Annotated in this window: 16 protein-coding genes; 1 reads left to right on the top strand and 15 read right to left on the bottom strand. The window is 40.8% G+C overall.

Annotation, left to right across the window (positions count from 1 at the left end):
* Positions 1–196: 196 nt before the first annotated feature.
* The 5 genes from eno to rlmD form a co-directional block, all read right to left on the bottom strand.
* The gene (gene eno, locus CWB75_RS04835) at positions 197–1,495 is read right to left on the bottom strand and encodes a phosphopyruvate hydratase (protein ID WP_008111781.1); all 1,299 of its coding nucleotides are present in this window, start codon (positions 1,493–1,495) and stop codon (positions 197–199) included.
* 100 nt (positions 1,496–1,595) lie between these two features.
* Positions 1,596–3,230 (bottom strand): CTP synthase, encoded by a 1,635-nt coding sequence (gene pyrG, locus CWB75_RS04830; protein WP_008111779.1) that lies wholly within the window; start codon positions 3,228–3,230, stop codon positions 1,596–1,598.
* 157 nt (positions 3,231–3,387) lie between these two features.
* The gene (mazG, locus tag CWB75_RS04825) at positions 3,388–4,212 is read right to left on the bottom strand and encodes a nucleoside triphosphate pyrophosphohydrolase (protein WP_138570026.1); all 825 of its coding nucleotides are present in this window, start codon (positions 4,210–4,212) and stop codon (positions 3,388–3,390) included.
* Positions 4,193–6,349, bottom strand: a complete 2,157-nt coding sequence (gene relA, locus CWB75_RS04820; RefSeq protein ID WP_010387807.1) for a GTP diphosphokinase — start codon at positions 6,347–6,349, stop codon at positions 4,193–4,195. Before relA ends, mazG begins: the two co-directional genes overlap by 20 nt.
* 8 nt (positions 6,350–6,357) lie before the next feature.
* On the bottom strand, positions 6,358–7,683 hold the full coding sequence (gene rlmD, locus CWB75_RS04815) for a 23S rRNA (uracil(1939)-C(5))-methyltransferase RlmD (RefSeq protein WP_138570025.1): 1,326 nt from the start codon (positions 7,681–7,683) through the stop codon (positions 6,358–6,360).
* A 102-nt stretch (positions 7,684–7,785) separates the two neighbouring features.
* Here rlmD and barA point away from each other — a divergent pair, with 102 nt between their 5' ends.
* Positions 7,786–10,572, top strand: a complete 2,787-nt coding sequence (barA, locus tag CWB75_RS04810) for a two-component sensor histidine kinase BarA (protein WP_171039095.1) — start codon at positions 7,786–7,788, stop codon at positions 10,570–10,572.
* Between the two features lie 28 nt (positions 10,573–10,600).
* Here the strand turns inward: barA and pdxJ are convergent, their stop codons facing one another.
* The 10 genes from pdxJ to rpoE form a co-directional block, all read right to left on the bottom strand.
* On the bottom strand, positions 10,601–11,332 hold the full coding sequence (pdxJ, locus tag CWB75_RS04805; RefSeq protein WP_010387803.1) for a pyridoxine 5'-phosphate synthase: 732 nt from the start codon (positions 11,330–11,332) through the stop codon (positions 10,601–10,603).
* A 21-nt stretch (positions 11,333–11,353) separates the two neighbouring features.
* Entirely contained in the window at positions 11,354–12,046 is a 693-nt protein-coding gene (gene recO / locus CWB75_RS04800; RefSeq protein WP_138570024.1) for a DNA repair protein RecO, read from the bottom strand.
* A gap of 20 nt (positions 12,047–12,066) precedes the next feature.
* Positions 12,067–12,999 carry a GTPase Era gene (era, locus tag CWB75_RS04795; protein WP_010387801.1) on the bottom strand — a complete coding sequence of 311 codons (933 nt, stop codon included), beginning with the start codon at positions 12,997–12,999 and terminating at the stop codon, positions 12,067–12,069.
* Complete coding sequence (gene rnc, locus CWB75_RS04790; RefSeq protein WP_008466504.1) at positions 12,989–13,666, bottom strand: ribonuclease III; 678 nt, start codon at positions 13,664–13,666, stop codon at positions 12,989–12,991. Before rnc ends, era begins: the two co-directional genes overlap by 11 nt.
* 2 nt (positions 13,667–13,668) lie before the next feature.
* Positions 13,669–14,604 (bottom strand): signal peptidase I, encoded by a 936-nt coding sequence (lepB, locus tag CWB75_RS04785; protein WP_054201762.1) that lies wholly within the window; start codon positions 14,602–14,604, stop codon positions 13,669–13,671.
* 18 nt (positions 14,605–14,622) lie between these two features.
* Positions 14,623–16,410, bottom strand: a complete 1,788-nt coding sequence (gene lepA, locus CWB75_RS04780) for a translation elongation factor 4 (protein ID WP_010387797.1) — start codon at positions 16,408–16,410, stop codon at positions 14,623–14,625.
* 122 nt (positions 16,411–16,532) lie between these two features.
* Entirely contained in the window at positions 16,533–16,982 is a 450-nt protein-coding gene (locus CWB75_RS04775; protein ID WP_138570023.1) for a SoxR reducing system RseC family protein, read from the bottom strand.
* Positions 16,983–17,936, bottom strand: a complete 954-nt coding sequence (locus CWB75_RS04770) for a MucB/RseB C-terminal domain-containing protein (RefSeq protein ID WP_010387795.1) — start codon at positions 17,934–17,936, stop codon at positions 16,983–16,985. It lies immediately after the preceding gene.
* A gap of 4 nt (positions 17,937–17,940) precedes the next feature.
* Entirely contained in the window at positions 17,941–18,555 is a 615-nt protein-coding gene (locus CWB75_RS04765; protein ID WP_128583129.1) for a sigma-E factor negative regulatory protein, read from the bottom strand.
* Position 18,556: 1 nt separating this feature from the next.
* Positions 18,557–19,138, bottom strand: a complete 582-nt coding sequence (gene rpoE, locus CWB75_RS04760; RefSeq protein WP_010387792.1) for an RNA polymerase sigma factor RpoE — start codon at positions 19,136–19,138, stop codon at positions 18,557–18,559.
* Between the last annotated feature and the right edge of the window lie 132 nt (positions 19,139–19,270).

Raw genomic sequence — 19,270 nt, 5'->3', positions numbered from 1 at the left:
CTAATGCCTGCCGCCTAATGTCTACTTTCCTTTTTTTTAACCCAAACATTCGCACTGCTTGCAGACCTGCAAACTTAACGCCAGTAGCCCGTTCCTTTTGCCTCTTTTTTGCTATTTTTTACAAAAAATCCCCGCATAGGCGGGGATTTATAAATCAAAGTTGAACATTTACCTTAACCGGAGTTAAAAATAAATATTACTGACCTTTAACTTCTTTTAAACCATTGTACGGTGCTTTAGCGCCTAATTGCTCTTCAATACGTAGCAATTGGTTGTACTTAGCAACACGATCTGAACGGCTTAATGAACCCGTTTTAATTTGACCTGCAGCAGTACCTACCGCTAAATCAGCAATAGTTGCATCTTCAGTTTCACCAGAGCGGTGAGAAATAACCACTGTAAAACCTGCATCTTTTGCCATTTTGATTGCAGCTAACGTCTCTGTTAATGAACCAATTTGGTTAAATTTAATTAAGATTGAATTGGCAATACCGTTATCAATACCGCGTTTTAAAATCTTAGTATTGGTTACGAATAAATCATCACCCACTAATTGAACTTTATCGCCCATTAGTTTGGTTTGGTGTGCAAAGCCATCCCAATCAGACTCATCTAAACCATCTTCAATTGATACAATTGGGTATTGCTCAGTTAAATCTTTTAAGAAGTGGTTAAACTCTTCAGATGTAAATTGCTTACCTTCACCTTTAAGGTCATAGATATTTGCTTCTTTGTTATAAAACTCAGAGGCCGCACAATCAAGTGCAAGGGTAATATCTTTACCAAGCTCATAACCGGCATTTGCAACAGCCACTTTAATAGCTGCAAGTGCAGCTTCGTTTGATGCAAGGTTTGGTGCAAAACCACCTTCGTCACCTACAGCTGTTGAATGTCCATCTGCTTTAAGTACCTTAGCTAGGCTATGAAATACTTCAGCACCCATACGCAATGCTTCACGGAAGTTAGTAGCACCTACTGGCTGAACCATAAATTCTTGAATATCTACTGAGTTATCAGCGTGCTCACCGCCGTTGATGATGTTCATCATTGGTAGTGGCATAGAGTAAACACCTGGCGTGCCATTTAAGTCAGCAATGTGCTCGTAAAGCTCTACTTTTTTAGATTGTGCAGCCGCTTTTGCGTTAGCAAGTGAAACCGCTAAAATAGCATTAGCACCTAGTTTTTCTTTGTTTTCAGTACCATCTAAATCAAGCATTACTTGGTCTACATCACTTTGAGCAAGTGCGTTTTGACCTTTTAGCGCTTCTGCAATTTCATTATTAATGAAGCCAACCGCTTTTAATACGCCTTTACCTAAGTAACGCGCTTTATCACCATCACGTAATTCTAATGCTTCGCGAGTTCCTGTAGATGCACCTGAAGGTGCAGCAGCACGGCCCCATGAACCATCAGCTAAATATACCTCAGCTTCAACAGTTGGGTTACCACGCGAGTCCATAATTTCACGACCGATTACTTTTACGATTTCTGACATCTTGATTCCTCTATATTCCCAAAATGGTGAGTGCGGCTAACCTGAGTTTGGCTAGCCTTAGAAACAAAAAAGGCCGCGCATCATGCACAGCCTTTTTATATTACGAAGACGCTTTTTGATAGGTATGAGCCGCAGCTACAAACCCTTCAAATAGCGGGTGACCATCACGTGGTGTTGAAGTGAATTCCGGGTGGAATTGCGCTGCAATAAACCAAGGGTGATCTTTATTCTCAATAATCTCTACTAGTTTTTTATCTTCAGATAAACCTGTAAAGCTTAAACCAGCTTGCTCAAGTTGTGCTACAAAGTTGTTGTTAACTTCATAACGGTGACGATGGCGTTCAACAATTTCGTCGCTACCATACACATCATGTACTTTAGAGCCTGGTGTTAAATGACATTTTTGTGCGCCTAAACGCATAGTGCCACCTAAATCAGATTTTTCGTCACGTAATTCAACATTACCTTCAGCATCTAACCACTCAGTGATTAAACCAACCACTGGCGAGTCTGAGTTTGCGTTAAATTCAGTTGAGTTTGCATCAACTAAGCCGGCAACATTTCGTGCGTATTCAATAAGTGCAACCTGCATACCTAAACAAATACCTAAGTAAGGCACTTTGTTTTCACGAGCATATTTAGCCGCTAAAATCTTACCTTCAACACCACGACCACCAAAACCACCTGGCACTAAAATAGCATCTAAGCGAGAAAGAACATCCGTTCCTTTGGTTTCTAAGTCTTGTGAATCAACGTATTGGATATTAATAGTTAAACGATTCTTCAGTCCCGCATGCTTTAATGCTTCGTTTACTGATTTGTATGCATCTGGTAATTCAATGTATTTACCTACCATACCAATTGTCACTTCACCCGTTGGGTTAGACTCTTGATACAATACTTGTTCCCACTCAGCTAAATCGGCTTCAGGCGCGTCTAAATGAAAACGACGACATACAAAGTTATCTAACTCTTGCGATTTTAATAACGCAGGGATTTTATAAATACTGTCTACATCAGGCAGTGAAATAACTGCTTTTTCTTCAACGTTTGTGAACAATGCAATTTTTGCACGCTCGTTATTTGGCAGCTTACGGTCTGAGCGACAAATAAGAATATCTGGTTGAATACCTACCGAGCGTAACTCTTTAACTGAGTGCTGAGTTGGTTTTGTTTTCACTTCACCGGCAGGGCCTAAGAATGGCACTAAGGTTAAGTGAATGAAAAGTGCGCGTTCACGACCAATTTCTGTACCCATTTGACGAATTGCTTCGATAAATGGTTGTGATTCAATATCGCCTACCGTACCACCAATTTCAACGATTGCTATATCATGGCCTTCTGCGCCATCATAAACACGTTGCTTAATGTCATTGGTAATATGAGGAATAACCTGAATAGTTGCGCCAAGATATTCACCACGTCTTTCACGACGTAGTACATCTTCATATACGCGCCCCTGCGTAAAGTTATTACGGCTGGTCATTTTGGTGCGAATAAAACGTTCGTAGTGACCTAAATCAAGGTCCGTTTCTGCGCCGTCTTCGGTAACGTATACTTCACCGTGTTGAATTGGGCTCATTGTGCCTGGGTCAACGTTGATGTAAGGATCCAGCTTTAGAATGGTAACATCTAAGCCACGGGCTTCTAAAATAGCGGCCAATGATGCTGCTGCAATACCTTTACCCAACGAAGAAACAACTCCGCCAGTAACGAAGATAAATTTTGTACTCATGCGAACCCTAGAATATCAGGAATTAAAAGGAATATAATACCCAAACAAGTGATTTTGGAATATAAACAAGACGGGGCGAAATTGTACCAAAACATAGCTAAGCAATCCAGCTATAAATAGCAAATCTGTGCACAAAAAACAGACATTTTTTATGTCCCTATTTATTTAATTTTTTTATTGCATCCCATGCCGCATCCATTTCCTCTAAAGACGCTGACTCAATACATTTACCCTGTGTAATTAAGTAGTTTTGTACCTTTTCAAATCGTGCAGAAAACTTATCGTTGGCACTGCGAAGCAATTGCTCTGGATCCCGTTTAACATGGCGCGCTACATTCACGGTCGCGAACAACAAATCACCTAGTTCTTCTGCTGTATGGTCTGAGTAAGGGTCATGTTCTAAGGCTTCTTTGACTTCCTCAACTTCCTCACTCACCTTATCTATAGCGCCATGATAAGTGGGCCAGTCAAAGCCTAAAGCGGCTACACGTTGCTGAATTTTTTTGGCTTTTGTTAAGCTAGGTAAACTGTTTGGTATATCTTGCCAAAGTGTTGAGCTTTCATCTTGGGGTCTAGTAGCACGCTCTTGTGCTTTTATTGCTTGCCATTGCGCGGCTAATTCGGCATCAGTTGTGGGGGTGTCTTGCGCTGTAAATACATGCGGATGACGGCGCACTAGCTTCTCATTTAATTGAGCCACTACATCATTAAAATCAAATAATTGCTGCTCTTGCGCTAGTTGCGCATAAAACACGATTTGAAATAACAGATCACCTAGTTCACCTTTAAGTTCATTTAAATCGTCGCGCTCAATACAATCAGCCACTTCATAGGCTTCTTCAAGAGTGTGAGGTACGATTGACGCAAACGTTTGCTTGAGATCCCAAGGGCATCCGCCCTCAGGGTTTCTCAGTGTTTGCATTATTTCCAGCAGTTGGCTTAAAGCCTCATTGTTAGCCTGATTACTGCCCTCGTTTTGCACTGTGTACCCCTTCGATCTGATGTAGCTTAGACAGCACTTTGTTTGTGCCTTGTAAGTCATGCACTTCAATTTGCATCACAAAAATAGCAGTTTGAGTGCTATCAACCGTGTTTACGTTCATATTGAGCACATTAACTTTTTCATTGGCAAGTGCAGAACTGATGTCACGAATTAAGCCAGAACGATCACTGGCTTCAATACGAATAGTTAAGGCGTAAGAGCTACTAATATCGTCTGACCAACTCACTGAAATAACACGCTCGGGGTGCTTGTTTTTTAAATTACTAAACGAATCACAATCCTCTCGGTGCACCGCAATACCGCGCCCTTGAGTAATATACCCAATAATTTCATCCCCAGGTACTGGGCGACAACAACGAGCAACATGGCTCATTAAACTACCGACCCCATCCACCACAATACCGTTTTTGTCACCAGTCACTTTACTAGGCGATTTGAAACGAATTACCGGCTCATGCTCTGTTCTGTCGGTAATAAAGTTAAGCATTTGGTTAAGACGAATATCGCCTGCGCCAATGGCGACCATTAAGTCATCAAGTTCTCTAAAATTAAAACGCTTTATAGCAGGATCTAAATCTTTATAAGTTAGCTCTAATTTTTGTAATTCGTTATCAAGGATTTCTTTACCCGCACTTAAATTTTTATCGCGGTCGAGCTGTTTAAACCAATGGTGGATTTTGGCTCTAGCGCGAGACGATTTAATATATCCCAGCGACGGGTTTAACCAATCACGGCTTGGGTTTGGCTGCTTTTGGGTTAGTATTTCAACTTGGTCACCAGTGCTTAACTGATGAGTAAATGGCACTATTTTGCCAAATATTTTTGCGCCAATACATCGATGCCCTACATTGGAGTGAATGTAGTAAGCAAAATCAAGAGGCGTTGCCCCCAGTGGTAAGTCAAAAATATCGCCTCGAGGGGTAAACACATACACACGATCTTCAACCACTTGGTTTTTAAGCTCTTGTGCTAAATCGCTGCCATCAACCACTTCTTCTTGCCATTGCAGTAATTTACGCAACCAGCTAATTTTTTGCTCATAGCCTGAACCACGCCCTGGCAATGCGCCTTCTTTGTACATCCAATGCGCGGCGACACCCAGCTCTGCATCTTGATGCATGTCGTGTGTTCGTATTTGAATTTCAACGGTTTTACCCTCAGGACCAAACACAACCGTATGAATAGATTGATAGCCATTTTGTTTTGGGGTCGCAACGTAATCGTCAAACTCTTTATTTAAATGACGCCAATTAGTGTGCACTATACCTAGGGCGCCGTAGCAATCTTGTAATCGTTCAACCACAATTCGCATGGCGCGTATATCAAATAGCTGATCAAACTCGTAGTTCTTTTTCGCCATTTTTTTATAAATGCTGTAGATATGTTTTGGCCTGCCGTACACCTCAGCTTTAATACCCGCTTCATGGAGGCGTTGTTTGACCTGTTCAACCATATCAACCATATACGCTTCACGGGCAAGGCGCTTATCATCGAGCTGCTTGGCAATGTTTTTATAAATATCGGGATGCAAATAACGAAAAGCTAAATCCTCAAGCTCCCATTTTAATTGACCAATACCAAGACGATTGGCAAGCGGTGCAAATATATCAGCGGTCTCTTTGGCGGCAACTACTCGCTCTTCTTCTGCGGCATCTTTGACATTGCGTAAATGGCAAACCTGTTCGGCTAATTTAATCACCACAGCGCGCACATCTTCCACCATAGCAAGCAGCATCCGGCGAATATTATCGACTTGCACAGTGCCATTGCCTTGATGAGCTAAGGTACTTATGGTAGCCATTTGTGACACACCTGTAAGCAGCACTGCAACATGATTGCCTAAATGCTCTTCTACCGCATCAATGCTCACTACATCATTTAAATAATAAGGGGTTAAATAGGCTGTGGCTAAAGAGTCAGCATCTAAATTTAACTCAACTAAAATCTCCACCATTTCTATAGCGGTATTTTGTCGCTCGCTGTTATCGCACGTTTGGCAAAGCTGCTGCGCTTTGTTGAGTAAGCTGATTTTTTCTTGAGACAAATCAAGAGATTCTACGCGTGAAAAAAAGTCACCCGCTTTATCATGTTGATGAGATTGACGTGTCGCTACCATAATGCGCTTTACCTCCGTTGAAATAACGCCATAGTTTCGATATGCCCCGTGTGAGGAAACATATTCATTAGCCCTATCTTGTTCAGCTCAAAGCCGGCTTGCGAAATAATAGCGCTGTCACGGGCTAAAGTAACAGGGTCGCAAGAAACGTATAAAATCGCTTTAAACTGCGTTAATGGAAGCTGTTCTAAAACTGCCATCGCACCAGTGCGTGAGGGGTCGAGTACTAAAACATCTAATTCTTTATTAAACCACGGCGCTTTTTTAATACTCGTGGTTAAATCAAAACAATGAAACTGGGTATTAGTAATAGAGTTAGTGTGCGCATTTTGCGTTGCTAATGCAACCGCCGAAGTTACGCCCTCAATTCCTGTTACTGTTTTAGCTTGTTTGGCTAACACTAAAGAGAAGTTACCAATACCACAAAATAAATCCAGAACATTTTCATCGCCTTGAAGTGCTAACCAGTTTGCAGCTTGGATCAGCATCGCTTGATTTACACTCGCGTTAACCTGAATAAAGTTACTGAGCCCAAACTCAAACGTTATATTTAACTGTTCAAGTTTATAAAATGGCATAGCTAAATGTGAATGATCAATAGTATCACTGTCACTTTGCCACACTAACTGCCAATTATGAGCTGCCACACTTTGCTCAACAAACGCCTTATCATGAGGTGAAATCGCTTTGGTATGGCGGATAACAATAAAAGATTGTTCATCAGCGGCACATAATTGTAAATGACTAATACTGTGTAGCGTCTTGTTTTGATTAATGACTTTATCAAATACATTAAATACATCGGCAAATACATCACTTAAAACTGGGCACTGATTAATGCTAACAATGCTTTTAGAGCCACGTGCTCTGTAGCCTACCCGCATTTTTTTTGTAGCCTTGTCGAACATAACAGCAATTCGAGCACTGCGTCGATAATGAGTTGCTTGGCTTTGCAGCGGGGCTTGCCAGTTTAATTCGGTTAATTTTGCAAACTTGGCAAATAATTGATTCACCGCAGCTTGCTTTTCAATTACCTGTTGTGTGGTATCTAAATGCTGTAGCTGGCAACCACCACACTGACTGTAATGTTCACAAATAGGCGCTGTGCGATATTCACTAGCTTTAATTATTTTAAGCGTATCAGCTTGGCTGTAACGTGCTTTATCATCAACCAACTTGGCTTTTACTCGCTCACCAGGTAATGCTCCACTAACAAAACACACTTTATTATTGTACTTAGCAATACCACGGCCATGGTGATCCATTGCTGTAATATCGAGTTCTAGCGATTGCTGTTGTAGTGGTTTTTTCTTTGCTTTAAATATTTGTGCCATGAGGCATTACCTTAAAGGTTGATGAATTACGTCTCTACTTTGAGAATAGCTATGAGTATGTATATACTCACATTTAATAAAAATGATAATAATGCTCAGATTATGACCAAACTAGGCTTGCGCGATTCTGTTTTAACACTCACCCTGATCCCCACAGTGATCATTGGGCTATTACTAGGTGGTTATTTTACAATAAATCGTTACATTGAGCTTGATGAAATTTTATATCAACAAGGCACAACAATTTCTGAGCCTTTAGCGATTGCTCTTGAACAACCTTTACTGGAAAAAAATAAAAAACTACTTAATCGCGTGATTCGTTATACACATAACAAACACTCACCGGCGATTAAATCAATTGCTATTTTTAATGATAACAACCAACTTATTATAACTAGTAACTATCATCGCTCGTTCGATACCTTAATTGAGCAAACACAAATAGACAGTTTTAAAGCCACACATGTTCAGCAAACTGAAGAGTTAGTAACTTTTTTTACCCCTATTATTAATCACACAACACCTAATAGCGATTGGAATACCTCTGAGTTTCAGACCACATTAGGTACCGTAGTGATCCAACTTAATCGCGACAAAGCTGTTATTGGTCAGCAACGCGCATTATTAGTCAGCGGTATTATTATTATTCTTGCCTTAGTATTAGCAGCTATTTTAGCACTAAAACTTAGCCGTATGTTTATGACACCGCTAAATAAGTTAGTACTTGCTACCGACAGGTTAATTGAAGGGAAAAGACAAACAGGGTTAACTGAGCCCATGAATGGTGAGTTTGAACTATTGCGTGAAGGACTCAATACCATATCCCACTCTATGGTGATGCAAAAAGACGAAATGCAAAAAAATATTGATCAAGCAACTAGTGATTACCGCGAAACGCTTGAACAATACGAAACACAAAATATACAGCTCACTATGGCTAAAAAAGAAGCCCAAGATGCTAACCGCGTTAAGTCTGACTTTTTAGCAAAAATGAGTCATGAATTGCGCACACCACTTAATGGGGTTATTGGCTTTACTCGCCAGCTTTATAAAACACCGCTAAATAAAAACCAAAAAGATTACCTTGATACCATTGAGCTTTCAGCAAACAGCTTACTGACCATTATTAGCGATATATTAGACTTCTCCAAATTAGAAGCGGGTGCTATGGAGCTTGAATCGATTCAATTTCAATTACGCGATAGCGTAAACGAAGTGATGACATTACTGGCACCTAGTGCTCACGATAAACAACTTGAGCTCTCTATTTATATAAACCCTCAGGTGCCCGATCACTTAACCGGCGACCCCACTAGATTTAAACAAGTGCTTATTAACTTGTTAAGTAACGCTATAAAATTTACTGAAAAAGGCGCCATTAAAGTCGATATTAGCCATCGTTTGTTGGATGAGGAGCGCACTTCCATTTTAGTGTCGGTGGCTGACACCGGGGTGGGTATTCCTGCCGATAAACAAGACGCGTTATTTACCGCCTTTGGCCAAGCCGACTCCAGTATCACCCGTAAATTTGGTGGCACTGGCTTAGGGCTTATTATTACTAAACATATTGTTGAAGCAATGAATGGCCGTATTACCTTAAATTCAGCTCCAGGTAGTGGCACATGCTTTACTTTTAATGGCGTATTTAGATTACCAAATCATGTATTTATCAACGATTTGCCTACCCAGTCATTAATTGGTAAACGTGTTCTTTATCTAGAGCCACATAAGCATACCCATCATGCCGTTGTTTCATTATTACAAGAGTGGAAAATTAGCGTCACTCGATGTCATAGCGAAAGTGAATTTTTAGAGTGTATCGAGAAATCAGAGATTAATTTTGATATATGCCTTATTGGTCACATGGCATCGGTTGACGATATGCAGCGCTTAAAAAGCTATGTAAAAGCGGTTAGAGAATCAACCGATTATTTATATTTAATGCTTAATACTGTATCACACAATATGCGTGAAGCTTTTATAGGCAGCGGTGCAGATGCCTGTTTAAGTAAACCGCTCAACCATCGTAAATTATGTGAGTTATTAGCCGCACCATACCGACTTGATCACCCGGCGCATAACATAGACCAGCATGAACAAACTCTACTGCCATTAAAAGTATTAGTGGTAGATGATAACGACGCTAATTTAAAATTAATTTACACCCTACTCAACGAACAGGTGGAATTGATTGATACTGCTCATAATGGTTCACAAGCTTACAGCTTAAGTAAAAGTCATAAATATGATGTGATTTTTATGGATATTCAAATGCCGATAATGGATGGCATTACAGCCTGTAAACTCATTAAAGAGTCATCTTTAAATGAAGATACACCTATTATTGCCGTAACGGCGCATGCACTTAATAGTGAAAAAGAACAATTATTAAAAGATGGCTTTGAAGGCTATTTAACCAAGCCAATTGACGAAGATATGCTCAATCAAATTATTTGCGATCATAGCCCGCAGTTACCTGTAAGCCGTGATAAGTCAAAAAGCACATTTGAACATAGCACAGCCCCTTTTGATAGCACTCGGCTTGATTGGACGTTGGCGCTGCAACGTGCAGGCGGTAAGCCTGAATTAGCCAATGAAATGCTTAACATGTTGTTATTAAGCGTGCCCGAAACCCTAAACTTATTAAATCAAGCAATAGTCAGCAATGATTGCCCTCAAGTACTCAGCGTGATCCACAAATTTCATGGAGCGTGTTGCTATACTGGTGTACCAAAATTAAAAACATTGGCTGAAACGATCGAAACATCACTTAAAAATGAGTGCGTACTTGATAATATAGAGCCCGAACTGTTTGAACTTCAAGACGAACTGGAAAACTTACTTGTTGATGCCAACATTGATAACAACAATAAAAAAGACGAGCTATAGCTCGTCTTGCCTATTGTTATTTATGATTCTAAGCGCGAGCTTCAAGCATTAAGCGTTTCATGTCACGCACTGCTTTATCTAAACCGTCAATGGCTGCGCGGGCAATAATAGCGTGGCCAATATTAAGCTCGTAAATCTCTGGCATCGCTGCAATTGGTTTTACATTGTGATAATGCAGACCATGGCCAGCATTAACAATTAAACCAATACTCGCTGCATACTTAACGCCTTGGCGAATGTGCTCGAGCTCTTTGGCGGTGTCTTCATCGTTAGTGGCATCTGCGTAAGCCCCAGTGTGAATTTCAACATAAGGTGCACCACACGCTTTTGCAGCGTCTAACTGCGCTTTATCGGCATCTATAAACAGTGACACTTTAATACCGGCTTGCGTTAAAGTTTTAGTCGCTGCGGCGATTTTATCAATATTACCCGCTACATCTAAGCCGCCTTCGGTAGTAAGCTCTTCACGTTTTTCAGGTACTAAGCAAACATATTCAGGTTTAACCTCAAGTGCAATCGCAATCATTTCATCGGTTACTGCGGTTTCAAGGTTCATACGTGTTTGAATGGTTTTAGCCATCACATACACATCGCGGTCTTGAATGTGTCTGCGGTCTTCGCGTAAATGAATCGTAATGCCATCAGCACCGGCATGCTCTGCAACACTGGCTGCATGGGCTGGATCTGGGTAAGAAGTACCTCGAGCTTGGCGAAGCGTTGCAATATGATCTACATTCACGCCTAGAAGAATATCTTTCATGTTTGTACCTGTGAAATTTGTTTATTGAGAGCTAATAAATAACTCACGACTTTTTAATGGCTTATTGCCCAATAATGGCTTTAATAAATAACGACTTAATTGCTTTGCCATATATAACACATTCGCTTGGCTAAAGTCATGATTTGCTATGGCATTAAGTTGTGAACCGGTAAATCCAGAACGCGTGTCATGTTGCACCGAAAACCCTACTTCTGCAAAGTAGCTATACGTTTGTGTATCGTCAATTGGCTCACCGTCCGCATCAAAACTAAAATCAACTCCATATCCTAGTAACTCTAACAATTGAAATTCATAAGAGCGCAATACTGCTTGCATGTCAGTACCGCTATTAAGGTTTTCTAGGTGTGTTTTATAAAGTTGAAAAACTTGATCAATGGGCTCATTAATCGGCACAATGCGATTAGTTAGCTCATTTAAATAAAAGCCACAATAAAGCTTATCACCAGTTAGAAATAACGGGTTGCCGTAGAGCTCAAATTTATTAATATATTTTAAATCGTATTTGCCATTGTAATGGACGAGTAAGGATTGAAATGGTTGCAATTGGGCTTTATGTTTAGTGGCCTGGCGGCCACTAACTCGTGCGAGCATTCTAAGCTGGCCAACGCCTTCTACCAGCATATCTAACATTACTTGCGAGTCACTATAGGGACGTCGATGTAATAAATAGGCTTTGTAAAAGTCGCTGTCCATATTAGGCTATTCGATACTTATTAATCTTCACCATAGCCTAAGCTTCTTAAGGCACGTTCATCGTCAGCCCAGCCCGATTTTACTTTAACCCATAGTTCTAAAAATACTTTATTTTCAAGCATTTCTTCTAGGTCTTTACGCGCTTCACGGCCGATCACTTTTAGCTTTTCGCCTTTGTTACCGATAACCATGCGCTTTTGCGTTTCACGCTCAACTAAAATAAGGCCATTGATATGCCAAACACCGTTTTCTTGCCATTTAAACTGCTCTATTTCCACAGTCACTGAGTAAGGTAGTTCCTCACCCATAAAGCGCATAAGCTTTTCACGGATCACTTCAGCAGCCATAAAGCGCATTGAGCGGTCAGTAACGTAGTCATCCGGAAAATAAAATTCGCACGGCGGTAAACGTTTAGTCACTTCTTCTTTGATCAGGTCAATGTTTTTACCCTGAGTCGCAGATACAGGCATAATGCCTATAAAGTCAAACTTATCGCCTAAAAATTTCATGTGTGGCAGTACAAGATCGCGATCTTTCACTTGGTCAATTTTGTTAATAACTAACAATACCGGCTTGCCGCTTTGGCTCACTTTGTTTAGTACCATCTCGTCATCGGCATTCCAATGGGTGCCTTCAACAACAAAAATAATCAGTTCAACATCGCCAATTGAGCTCGACGCTGCGCGGTTCATTAAACGGTTAATAGCGCGCTTTTCTTCAACATGCAGACCTGGGGTATCTACATAAACCGCTTGGTGTTTACCCTCAGTATGAATACCCATAATACGATGGCGCGTGGTTTGTGGCTTACGTGAAGTAATACTAACTTTTTGCTCAATAATTTCATTAAGCAAGGTTGATTTACCCACATTAGGACGGCCAACAATCGCAACCATGCCACAAAATGTGTCTATTTCGCCTTCATGAGGCTGTATTAAGGTATCAAGATTCATTTTTAAGTATCTTCAATGCTTTTTCGGCCGCTTTTTGTTCGGCTTTACGCCTTGAGCTGCCAACAGAAATAATGCTATCCATTCCATCAACGATACATTCAACCGTGAATGTTTGATTGTGTGCCTGACCTTTAGTGTCTACTACAGTATAACCAGGTAATGATAGCTTACGAGCTTGCAAATACTCTTGCAGCAGGGTCTTAGGATCTTTTTGGTTAAGCCCTGGTGAAATAGCATCTAAACGTGATTCATACCACGCTAAAATAAGCTCGCCGCAACGATCAATGTCTGAATCTAAAAATACAGCGCCAATTATAGCTTCCACTGCATCTGCTAGGGTCGACTCGCGTCTAAACCCGCCACTTTTTAGCTCGCCAGGGCCTAAACGCAGGTAATCACCTAGCTCAAACTCAAGGCCAAATTCAGCTAACGTCTGGCCGCGAACTAAAGTCGAACGCATGCGGCTTAAATCGCCTTCACGTGCTTTAGGAAATTTAGCGTACAAGGCATTGGCAATTACAAAACTCAAAATCGAGTCGCCCAAAAATTCGAGTCGCTCGTTGTGTTGACCTTTGTGGCTGCGGTGCGTCATTGCTTGCTCAAGTAGGCCTTGATCAGCAAATGTGTAGCCAATTCTTTTGTATAACTCTGTTACATTTTTTTTCATTGTTACTGAATATTACCTAGGCGTTCAAAACGAACACCAGTTGGAACCCATCCTGGTAAAATGTCATCTGGGCCATTATCAAATTCAAAACTCATCCATATAAAGACAGCTTTACCCACCAAGTTTTCTTTTGGTACAAAGCCCCAAAAGCGACTATCTTGGCTGTTATCGCGATTGTCACCCATCATAAAGTAATGATCAGCAGGCACCACCCATTCATCTGCAGGAGTGCCCAATTGCTGGTAGTAACGCCCTTTACGTTCAGGCGATTTTGGGTTGATTAAAATATCATGGCTAGAGGTCGTTAAATCTTCATTTAAACGCGCTAAAGCCATTGGGCCTTGCATAAATTCATCATCATTAATTAATTTAAAATCAATTTTATTGAATTCGTTGCAAAGAAGCGCGCCTTTTTTAACGTCACCCTCTTCACATTTTGGTTGAATATATAAACGCTTGTCGCGATAAACAATTTTATCGCCAGGTAAGCCTATAGCGCGTTTAATATAATCAACTCTCTCATCTAATGGGTATTTAAAAACAACAATATCGCCACGCTCTGGTTCGCTCACATCCACTAACTGGCTGCGCCATACAGGGTCTTTAATTCCATAAGAATACTTTTGCACTAAAATAAAATCGCCTACTAATAAGGTTGGCATCATTGAACCCGATGGGATCTGAAACGGCTCAAAAATAAACGATCTAAAAATAGTGATAGCAGCAATCATCGGAAAAATCGACTTTGCTGTTTCAGTAATGACTGGCTCAGGCGCAATCAATGCTGCTGTTTCTTCGTCAAGTTGGCCACCGGCAGAAGTTTGTGCAATTGCCAAACGCTCTTGCCTTTTAGGGGCAAACATTAAGTGATCTATTAACCATATTAAGCCTGAGCCTAAGGTTAATAACACCAATAAAACTGAAAAGTAGCCAGCCATTTATTATCCCTTTATTTTTTATTTACCAACTTTTAAGATGGCTAAGAACGCTTCTTGAGGCACTTCAACGTTACCAAGTTGCTTCATTCGCTTTTTACCATCTTTTTGTTTTTGAAGTAATTTTTTCTTACGACTTACATCACCGCCGTAACACTTAGCGATTACGTTTTTACGAAGTTGCTTCACGGTTGTACGCGCGATTACATGCTGACCAATTGCTGCTTGAATCGCAATATCAAACATTTGACGTGGTATAAGCTCTTTTAACGCATCAGCAAGCTGACGACCACGAGACTGCGCGCTTTCACGGTGTACAATAATAGCAAGGGCATCAACACGCTCGCCATTAATGAGTATATCTACACGTACCATGTCTGAGGTTTGGAAGTGCTTAAAGTTATAATCAAGCGACGCAAAACCACGACTGGTTGATTTTAGCTTATCAAAGAAGTCCATTACCACTTCGGCCATTGGCAGTTCATACGTTACTGCAACTTGCTTACCATGGTAGCTCATTTTAGTTTGCATACCGCGCTTATCAACACATAAAGTGATTACGCTACCTAAGTACTCTTGCGGTACTAAAATGTTAGCCTCTACTACTGGCTCACGTATTTCTAAAATATCGTTTACGGCTGGTAAGTCAGATGGATTATCAATTTGTGTAGTGCCCTCTTTAGTCACTACCTCATAAATAACCGTTGGTGCTGTGGTTATTAAGTCAATGTTGTATTCACGCTCTAAACGCTCTTGAATAATTTCCATGTGCAGCATACCTAAGAAGCCACAACGGAAACCAAACCCTAATGCGGTTGAATTTTCTGGTTCAAAGAATAACGACGCATCGTTTAAGCTTAGTTTGTTAAGTGCATCGCGGAACGACTCGTAATCATCTGACGCAATTGGGAACATGCCCGCGTAGACTTGTGGTTTAATTTTTTGAAAACCAGGTAAGCGCTCAGGTGCCGCATTTTTTTGATGAGTAATAGTATCGCCCACCGGTGCACCGTGTATTTCTTTAATACCGGCAATAACAAACCCTACTTCACCTGTACGTAAAATACCGGTATTAGTTTGTTTAGGTGTGAAAATACCCACATGATCTGCAGTATGAATATGCTCATTCGACATAATTTTAATTTTGTCGCCCGCGCGAAGTTCACCATGCTTAATACGCACTAGCGATACAACGCCTTGGTACGGGTCAAACCAAGAATCGATAATTAGCGCTTGTAATGGCTCGTCTTTATCTCCAACTGGTGGCGGTACATCTTTAACAATCATTTCAAGTACTTCGGCAATACCCACACCTGTTTTAGCACTACATTGCACGGCATCAAGGGCATCAATACCAATGATGTCTTCAATTTCTTCGGCTACACGTAATGGGTCAGCTTGCGGTAAATCAATTTTATTTAGAACCGGTATAACTTCTAAGTCCATTTCGATGGCGGTATAACAGTTAGCCAATGTTTGTGCTTCAACACCTTGGCCAGCATCAACAACCAATAATGCACCTTCACACGCGGCTAATGAACGTGATACTTCATAAGTAAAGTCAACGTGACCTGGAGTGTCGATAAAGTTGAGCTGATAGGTTTCACCATCGTTTGCTTTGTAGTTTAACGTTACACTTTGCGCCTTGATGGTAATGCCACGCTCACGTTCAATATCCATTGAATCCAGAACCTGCTTCTGCATTTCACGGTCGGTTAAACCACCACAAACTTGGATCAAACGGTCAGAAAGGGTCGATTTACCATGGTCAATGTGGGCGATGATCGAAAAATTACGGATATGCTTCATAAACTGGATTCTAAACTTCTATTTTAAAGGACTAAGGTCGCATGCCTAAATAACTTGAAAATACTTGCTGTGCATTTTCAAGTTACTGTGGCATAAAAACGCAATTTTACATTTAATTGGCGTCAATCACCATCTATTTGAGTTAAAGGAAGACTAATTGGATGAATTTTTATCACTTTAATCTCATGCCTAAGTGATTTTACCCATATTTTAGCAATTAAGAAGCCGGTGATGCCACCCAATATCGCTGCTAAAATTTGCCAACCTTCAGCCAATAGTATTAATTCACTGGTTATTAAGGCAAAGATTAAACTCAAAAATAAGGGCAGCATGTAAACGGCAAAGGCATGTTTTACAACGTGGCTGTCATCCAGTGACATAGTCACTTTTTGTCCAACTTCTAGTTGCGTTTCGAATTTATAGGGTAAGGTTTTCTTTGCTGTACCAAATAACTTACTAAACACTTGAGAGCCACAACGACCATTACAGCCTTCGCAGGCCTGCTTTTGTTGAGCTTCTAAATGCGCAACGTGGCCACTAAGGGCCACGACGGTTAACGTTTGTTCTATCATCTATAATGCCCGTGAAACAGACTCAGCAATCGCTTTAGCGCTCATGGTTGGAATGTTTCCCACCACAGACACATCAAAATTTCCGCCGTTGTGCACATAAATAGTGGTTGCTCCTGAGGTGAGAGCTCCGCTTAAGCGCTTACCTGGTAGTGGCCGTTGCACAAATACTGATACCTCAACAAATCCATCAGAGAATAAATAGTAATCTGTTAATTCATTGTTTAAGTCGAGCTTATGTCTATCGGACTTAAGTAATTCAAACCCTTCAGGTAGCCATCCAATAGTCCAATTCATAGCATTCGCTTTGCTTTGTTCATCAATTGAATTAGCGGGTAATGGTGTTGGAAAATTACGATTAAGTACTTCTAATAATAAGCTTGCCGGTTGCTCAGTTACGCTAATGTGGGTAAGTTGTAATTGCTCAAGCGCTTCGCCTTGGTGATTCACATAGGCGGCTTTCAACAATAAAGACGACTCAGTATCAATCCAAATCCAATAGTTATATTTGTCATCGTTTTTAGATTCAATTCGAACCAGCTGAGCAGGACGCCCCGCAATACGGCCTTTACCACCAAGCACAAAGTCATAATGTGCACTTAAGCGGTTAATATCTTTAAATAAGACTTCTGGGATGGGGCCTGCAATCGAGTCAGTTGTTAACGAGTAAGGTTCTGATTGTGGCTCAAAGTAGGTAACTTGATCGTCAATGCGGATCATTTCAAGGCCTGCACCATTAAGCAAACTTAAATGTTCAAGCTCTATATCACCTTGTTTAGCATGCACCCAACGGTAGGGCTCCATACTTTTACCCTTAACAACAACAAAAGAGGCGTCGAAATTACGAGTGTGAACTGCACTGGCCATTTCAAGCAGTAAATCTTTAGCAGGGTTTGTGTCATTGGCAAAAGTATTAAAACTCAGCACCAATGACATAATAAAAGTAATTACTTTCATCTAATTAGTTTTTTTCCTCTGGGGATGTTTCATCTGTTTTAGCTGTTTTTAACGAATGAGCTACACGCGCTTGACGCTGATGTTCAAGTACTAATGCGCCAATGCGTTGCTGCTGAAGCTCTCGCAAACCTTGCTCTGCGTTATCAAGTGCAGGTGCCGATGAGTAGCTTACTGGCGACGCCATGCCGGTTAACGGCGTGGTTTGCAATAATGGAATTTCGTTTTGCACAGCATCTTCACCTTGCGGTAAGGTGTTCACACCAACAATAGTAAACATTGCTACGCTCGCTGCAATCGCTAATTGAGCAACTGGTTTACGCCAATTAAACGCCACTACTTTATTTTCTGTTTCGGTATTTGAAGGGGTTGCCAACTTATCAGACTGGCTAAAGTCTGCATAAACGGGCTCACTCTCAAGTGCTAACGAAATGCGATCACTAATATCAAAATCCATATTATTGTTATTTTCTTTAGCTCGCATTGCATCACCGATTAACGCGTAACGGCCAAACGTAGCAACATCATCCGATGCAATAGTTGCATCATTTAATGTTTGTTCACCGTCAAGTAATGCTGATAACGATTCGTTATCTAAGCGGTTAACGTGTGCTTTTGTCATACTAAGACTCGCCTATTAATGGGTTTAATTTATTATCAATTGCTTCACGGGCACGAAAAATACGCGAACGTACCGTCCCGACTGGGCAATCCATAACCACGGCTATTTCTTCATAGCTCATACCCTCAATTTCTCTAAGAGTAATCGCGGTTTTAAGATCTTCAGGCAAACTATCAATCGTATTAAAAATAACAGCGCGGACTTCTTCGCTTAATAGTAAATTTTCAGGTGACGCGTTAGAACGCATTGAATCTGCACCTTCATAAAACTCGGCATCGTCAGCATCTATATCATTTGCTGGCGGTTTACGCCCTTGAGCCACTAAATAATTTTTAGCACAATTAACGGCGATACGGTAAAGCCAAGTATAAAAAGCACTATCGCCACGAAAGTTTGGAAGGGCACGATACGCTTTAATAAACGCTTCTTGTGCTACATCAGCAATGTCACCTTGATTTGATACATAACGAGAGATCAAACCGGCTATTTTGTTCTGATACTTCTTAACTAATAGGTTAAAGGCGTTTTTATCTCCCTGCTGGACCCTTTTCACTAACGCTAAATCTAATTCCTGCTCGCTCATTCGAGCCGGTACTCCTCTGATTGATTCTTGCTTATTATTCATAGTGTCGCCATTGTTCACACCTACTCTGACCCTTAGATGAATAAAAAGTTCTGACTCATATTGTTTTTTTATAAAATAGCTACAAATTAC

Origin of the sequence: Pseudoalteromonas sp. S1608, from assembly GCF_005887265.1 — a bacterium.
Classification (GTDB): domain Bacteria; phylum Pseudomonadota; class Gammaproteobacteria; order Enterobacterales; family Alteromonadaceae; genus Pseudoalteromonas; species Pseudoalteromonas undina.
This window is presented reverse-complemented; position numbering and strand designations above follow the sequence as displayed.

Excerpts from the sequence above, each read along its gene's own strand:
- eno (WP_008111781.1), bottom strand. The coding sequence starts at position 1,495 with ATGTCAGAAATCGTAAAAGTAATCGGTCGTGAAATTATGGACTCGCGT.
- pyrG (WP_008111779.1), bottom strand. The coding sequence starts at position 3,230 with ATGAGTACAAAATTTATCTTCGTTACTGGCGGAGTTGTTTCTTCGTTG.
- relA (WP_010387807.1), bottom strand. The coding sequence starts at position 6,349 with ATGGTAGCGACACGTCAATCTCATCAACATGATAAAGCGGGTGACTTT.
- rlmD (WP_138570025.1), bottom strand. The coding sequence starts at position 7,683 with ATGGCACAAATATTTAAAGCAAAGAAAAAACCACTACAACAGCAATCG.
- barA (WP_171039095.1), top strand. The coding sequence starts at position 7,786 with ATGACCAAACTAGGCTTGCGCGATTCTGTTTTAACACTCACCCTGATC.
- pdxJ (WP_010387803.1), bottom strand. The coding sequence starts at position 11,332 with ATGAAAGATATTCTTCTAGGCGTGAATGTAGATCATATTGCAACGCTT.
- recO (WP_138570024.1), bottom strand. The coding sequence starts at position 12,046 with ATGGACAGCGACTTTTACAAAGCCTATTTATTACATCGACGTCCCTAT.
- era (WP_010387801.1), bottom strand. The coding sequence starts at position 12,999 with ATGAATCTTGATACCTTAATACAGCCTCATGAAGGCGAAATAGACACA.
- rnc (WP_008466504.1), bottom strand. The coding sequence starts at position 13,666 with ATGAAAAAAAATGTAACAGAGTTATACAAAAGAATTGGCTACACATTT.
- lepB (WP_054201762.1), bottom strand. The coding sequence starts at position 14,604 with ATGGCTGGCTACTTTTCAGTTTTATTGGTGTTATTAACCTTAGGCTCA.
- lepA (WP_010387797.1), bottom strand. The coding sequence starts at position 16,410 with ATGAAGCATATCCGTAATTTTTCGATCATCGCCCACATTGACCATGGT.
- CWB75_RS04775 (WP_138570023.1), bottom strand. The coding sequence starts at position 16,982 with ATGATAGAACAAACGTTAACCGTCGTGGCCCTTAGTGGCCACGTTGCG.
- CWB75_RS04770 (WP_010387795.1), bottom strand. The coding sequence starts at position 17,936 with ATGAAAGTAATTACTTTTATTATGTCATTGGTGCTGAGTTTTAATACT.
- CWB75_RS04765 (WP_128583129.1), bottom strand. The coding sequence starts at position 18,555 with ATGACAAAAGCACACGTTAACCGCTTAGATAACGAATCGTTATCAGCA.
- rpoE (WP_010387792.1), bottom strand. The coding sequence starts at position 19,138 with ATGAGCGAGCAGGAATTAGATTTAGCGTTAGTGAAAAGGGTCCAGCAG.